6 protein-coding genes are annotated in these 5492 nt (G+C 32.9%); all 6 read right to left on the minus strand.

Annotated features, from left to right (window positions below):
- On the minus strand, positions 1-857 hold an 857-nt coding region (locus tag CVD18_RS21160; protein WP_103867467.1), incomplete at its 3' end, for a transposase.
- Positions 854-1759: a tyrosine-type recombinase/integrase gene (locus CVD18_RS21165; RefSeq protein ID WP_369858914.1), complete on the minus strand. Its 906-nt coding sequence runs from the start codon at positions 1757-1759 to the stop codon at positions 854-856. The genes CVD18_RS21160 and CVD18_RS21165, both read right to left, overlap by 4 nt.
- Positions 1760-2148: 389 nt before the next feature.
- Positions 2149-3129 (minus strand): DNA cytosine methyltransferase, encoded by a 981-nt coding sequence (locus CVD18_RS21170; protein WP_103867469.1) that lies wholly within the window; start codon positions 3127-3129, stop codon positions 2149-2151.
- A 5-nt stretch (positions 3130-3134) separates the two neighbouring features.
- A complete protein-coding gene (locus tag CVD18_RS21175) occupies positions 3135-4214 on the minus strand; it encodes a HindVP family restriction endonuclease (protein ID WP_103867470.1) in 1080 nt (359 codons plus the stop codon).
- A 5-nt stretch (positions 4215-4219) separates the two neighbouring features.
- Entirely contained in the window at positions 4220-4540 is a 321-nt protein-coding gene (locus tag CVD18_RS21180; protein ID WP_103867472.1) for a helix-turn-helix domain-containing protein, read from the minus strand.
- Between the two features lie 657 nt (positions 4541-5197).
- Positions 5198-5492 (minus strand): transposase (locus CVD18_RS23550; RefSeq protein WP_369858913.1); only part of this gene is annotated, 295 nt, incomplete at its 5' end.

The raw sequence follows: 5492 nt of genomic DNA on the forward strand, positions 1-5492 counted from the left end.
TTCAGGCGCATAAGAGAGGATTGATTGGTTCTATAGTTTTTATAGGTAAAGGATATCTTATGATCATTAATTGCTTTAATCCTATGGTTACTGATAGCAATTTTATGAGAATACCTTGCTAAATACTCTATGACACTTTTCACACCTGAGAAAGGAGTTTTAGCATAAACTACCCATGGCTTATTAAATAAAGTATCTACTATCCCTTGTAAGTTTAGAAGATCAATTTCTTCTTTGTATTTCAATTGTTTTAACTGCTTCAAAAAGATAGCTCTAAAGACTTTACTCATTGCTTTTACAGGAAAAAGGTATTTTCCCTTTCCGCAGTTCTGTTTCCATTGATTTTGTTTATTTATCCCTCCAGATGGTACTAGGCAATGAAGATGAGGATGTAAGCTTAGATTCTGCCCCCAAGTGTGTAAAACACTAATCATACCTGTTTTTGCTCCAAGATATTTAGAATCATTAGCAAAGGTTTGAATCGTTTTCCAAGAAGCACTAAAAAGGGTGTTATATAGTTGTTTTGGATAAGTTAAACATAATTGGTTTAGCTCACTAGGTAAAGTGAATACCACATGAAAATAGGTAACAGGCAAGACTTGTTCTATACGTGCTTGAATCCATTTTTCCCGCTGTTGGATTTGACACTTAGGACAATGTCTGTTTCTGCAACTGTTGTAAGCTATTTTTTGATAATCACACTTGGTACACCTCTGTAGATGTCCTCCTAGCACAGCTGTTCTGCAATTAACAATGGCTCGTAGTACTTTTATTTTTTGATAAGATAGTTTTCTTTTTTCTAAAAATTCTTTACCATATTTTCTTAGTACTTCTGCCAATTCATGCTTAGGTCTCAATGGCAACGATAGAGTATATCCAGCGGGCTTTGTAGCTCTTTGAATGTAGCTTGTGTAACTCGCAGATAGATTAATGTACTTTGTAGACTACTATGTCCCAACAGACTTTTTAATTGCAATAGATTTCCTCCCTGCTCTAAAAAATGGACAGCAAAACTATGGCGTAAACTATGTATGGTAATGTGTTTATTTATTTTTGCTGTATTGAGAGTCTTACCAAGTATCTTTTTAACAGAAGAAGCCGAATAAGGTTTGTTTTTTTCGTACCCACTAATCAAATATTTTCCAAGAGGGTAATGTGAGAGATAAGCCTTTAATCCCTTTGCCATTAATTTGGATAATATTGCATATCGGGTTACTCCATGTTTGCTATTGATAATATGGATTCGATGGGCATTGAAATCAATATCTTCTACTCTTAGTTTAAGTAATTCACTTATTCGAAGCCCCGAAGAATATAGCAAAGACAAAATTACACGGTGTTTTAGATTGGGACAATGTTTAGGGGCTAGTAAACTCTTAATTTCATTCTGATTAAGAACCACAGGGATTTTAACCTTAGCCCGATTGCCTTTTAACTCAATACAACGCTGAGGAGTCTTCATTACTTTGAATAAAAACCTATACCCATATACTAACATCTTAATAGAAGAATGACTTACTTTACGAAGCCGCAAATGATACATATATTCAGTAATTTGTTGATCACTGAGTAGATGAAAACTTTGACCATAATACAAACTGATCTGACATAAAGCACTTAAATAGTTGTTACAGGTAGATTCTGAATATCCAGAGGCGATATAAACCTTTCTATATCTTTGATACGCCTTTATAAAGTTCGGTACTGTTCTTTTTGCTATCTCTGAGCAAGACTCAACTCTTTTTTTTGATACATAAATTTTAGATTTTGATTATTTCTTTTAAGTTACGAAATCGAGTAGAAAAAAGTTACCGAAGGTTTAGTTCAACGGTGGCAATATGCGGAGGCCGGGATTTCGAAGCTCCAACTTATCAATCCGGTACAATTTTGAATAAAAGTACAAAACTTTAAATTACCCACAACCCCCGGATTACGTATATTGCGTGTTGTATGCTGGGCTTTGTTCATTATCTATTAGTTCTCATTTTACCACAATCCAAAATCCGTTCAATCGAAGCACTGCTGTTTCTGAAAAAATTAGTTTTAGGGTCGGCAAAAACGTGATGGCAAACAGTCAAGCTCTTTTGCAATTTTTGGATGCGGGTCAGCTTGTGCGAATTGCAAATGTGCTTGACTGTGTGTGATGATTTAATAGTGTTGATTAACAGCTATTTGTTTATTGACATCAAAACCTAAAGTCATTTGACCTATCTGTCTAACTTTACCTTTATCCAAATCGCTTAAATATTCCATTATGCACCGACCAACATATTCAGCTAATTTTACAGGAACTGCATTTCCTATCATTTGCTCTAAGTTTGTTTTAGTTCCTTCAAATTTGAAGGATTTAGGAAATGTTTGAATATAACTTCGTTCAATAGTTGTTAGTGGTCTCACATTATTCTCAATATCTACAGGATCTCCTGAGTGGGTTTGATAACCTTTAGGAATTGGTCTATTTACACCTCTTACAGTTGGACTAGGTTCATGTATGCTAAACACACCACGTCTCATATAACTTCTGGGATGTCTATAGTAATGTTCAACGCCTAATGAATCCCCTAAGTAATCATGGATAGTCATTCGTTTATTTGATAAATTTTTAGAGAAATACGCATTTAAGAAATCGTCTTTAGAGTTTAAGCGTCCAATCATAAAGAACCTTTTTCTCGCTTGTGGTACACCACAGTAACTTGCATCTAAAACATCTATTGAAATGCCATATCCAGCTTTTTTTAGAATATCAATAGCATCTTTCAATATTCTACTTTTTTTAATTCTTTCTACATTTTCCATCATAAACCATTCTGGTTTTATTGAGGAAACAATATTTGCATATTTTATAGTTAAGTCAGCTTTACCTCTGGTTTCATCTCGTTTGCCTGCACTAGAAAAATCCTGACATGGCGGCCCTCCGATAATCATATTTGGTTCAAGAGAAGAAATAAATTTTATGCTTTCTTTAGAACCTAAGTCAATATCTGATATGGGGTGATTAAAATTATCCTTATAAACATCTATAGCAGGTTTCCAATTATCAAATGCATGCTTAATATTAAACCCAGCATCTTGAAAACCCAACGATAATCCTCCACAACCTGAAAACAAGTCTACAACATCTAGCTTCATAATTCTTATCTTTTAAATAGTTCAGGTGAATTATATATTATGGCATCAAATCTCCTCTCAGGACTTAATAAACTTTGTCCACCACCAAGAATGATATTCTTAATTTCATCTTTTGTAATGCGAGGTTTTGTTAACTCATTACATTTCATATATGGGTGAGTAACTTTACCACTTACAGCAAAAGCTTTGTCATTTTTAGTATTATATGACAATTCATCTATTACCTTTTCGTGGTCAATTTGACTATTTTTAGAGAAATCATATAGCATTTTAAACAACCATATAATTGTTCTTACTTGTCTGGTTATTTTGTTTGCCCCTTCTTTTAACTCTCCTCTTGCTACATCAAGAAATAATTGAGTAAATGCGAAATTCGACCAAATGAATACATCTAAACAGTTATCGGCAAGTTTAGGTGATTTCCCAAGCGTTTTCCAAACGGGTTGCATTAGAATAGGCTCTTCTTTATCAAGTATTGATAAAATAATGCTATCTATAACTTTAATCATTGAAGGTAAGTAGTCCCATACTTCTGTTCCCTCTGACCAATCTTTTATTTTAGTAAAGTCTTTACTAAAATGTTTTGAAAGGCTTTTAATATCATTTCTAAAATTATATGCTATACTGCAAGCTAGATAAACAATCGTATCTGGTCTTATGACAATTTCTGTTCCATACTCAGAATCAATTAAATCACAGGTTGTATTATCAGGTAGAGCTGTTAGTTTTATTTCTATTGGCTTTAGAGCTTGACTTGGTTTTTTGTTTTGAGTAACCAAATCTACCCTTGGTAAATGACCTACAACTAATTGCTCATAGGGAGTATAGAGACTTTCAAATGAGAAAAACAATTCTTTTGAATCAGGTTTCAATCCATATAAATTCGTTGTCGAAATCTTTTTGTGTACAACTTTTAAATCTTTATCTAATGTTAAATAAATATTCTCAAATCCTTTACTGTCTAGATATGCAGATAGCGATGCTGGGAAAGAAGAATTAAACTGGTTCTTACCCCATGTATTTTCCTTAGTAAAATCCCTGTTGGAATTATTTACTCCATATAAACCTGGTTTATCTTTACTCATAACTATTACTTAAAATATTTGCCATTTCTTTTTAGACTAGCTAAGTATTTAACTTTACTTTCAGCAACTTTTAAAACATCATTTGCAGATTCTTCCTGCAAAATATCATAAGCGATATTCTCACTTAGGTATTCAATCAACATTTTCTTTTCATCAAGCTCCAAAGCTTTTGCAATATTAACAATTTGCTCACGGCGAGCTTTTCGCTCGCCTCTTTCAATTTTACTGAGAATTGCAGAATCAACTTCAACCATTGCTGCAAGCTGTCGAAGTAGCATTCCTTTTTCTTCTCTTTTTTTTCGTATTATATCTCCAATACTATCCATTTGAAATATAGTTCTTGACATTATTTGTCAAATTTATGAAAATTTATTTAGTCCTAAAATACAGTCTTTAGTTTTTATTCACATACTTTTCAACATGCACAAATAAGCGAAGGGGTAAATAGCTCTTTTGCAAATTTTGGTCATGGGTGGACTTGTGCGATTTGCAAATGTGCTATTGTGGGTAGGCTTCCCAAACTGTCCCGAAGGGCAGAAGCGGGGTGGGCAAAACTAATTTTTTCATGCATTGAACTTCAATCAATGCACCAATCCAGTCTATAAATTATTTTGAATTTTCAGTCAAATTATCAATGTAACGCTGTCTTTTTAGCCTTGCATACAACATTATAGGATTAAATCATGTAAGCCATAGGCATAATTTGATTTAATCCGCTGTTGTACTATGCGGTTTCGTTTATGCTTACATACTTCTATGGGGATTGAATCCTGTTATTGTTTACCCAAAGTTAGTTTTTTTGAATAGAAGAGTGTTAATTTTTGTTTTTTTATTCTGTTTTAGATACGTACTAAAAGTAGTTTGGTATACTTTAGAATGTTTATTGTCTGATTTTAAGATTTTCATCTGTTTTTGGACATAGGTTTCTTTCCCGATAAACAAGAATGTTTTTGGTAGTTGTATCAAAAGAGTATGTAGTATTGTTATTTCCATTTATTTTTTAGCTCTAGATATGGGTCATCTCGAATAGGAAGTATTATTTTTCTATTTTTAATATGTCCTTTTTTGCATTTGCAACATACTATTGTTTTTTTTATCGACCAGTGTGGATATACCACAGATTTCACTTTTATAGGATGTTTTTTTGATAGCTGTTTTTTAATATCGACTAACATTGTTTTATTTCTGGAAGCGCATATTCCAAAATGTCTTATCCTTACAAATCCTTTAGGTAGTATATGCTGTGTAAACCTACGGATAAACTCATGTGCTTTCAGG

Source organism: Aquimarina sp. I32.4, from assembly GCF_002924285.1.
Classification (GTDB): Bacteria; Bacteroidota; Bacteroidia; order Flavobacteriales; family Flavobacteriaceae; genus Aquimarina.

Excerpts from the sequence above, each read along its gene's own strand:
- CVD18_RS21175 (WP_103867470.1), bottom strand. The coding sequence starts at position 4,214 with ATGAGTAAAGATAAACCAGGTTTATATGGAGTAAATAATTCCAACAGG.
- CVD18_RS21180 (WP_103867472.1), bottom strand. The coding sequence starts at position 4,540 with ATGGATAGTATTGGAGATATAATACGAAAAAAAAGAGAAGAAAAAGGA.
- CVD18_RS21170 (WP_103867469.1), bottom strand. The coding sequence starts at position 3,129 with ATGAAGCTAGATGTTGTAGACTTGTTTTCAGGTTGTGGAGGATTATCG.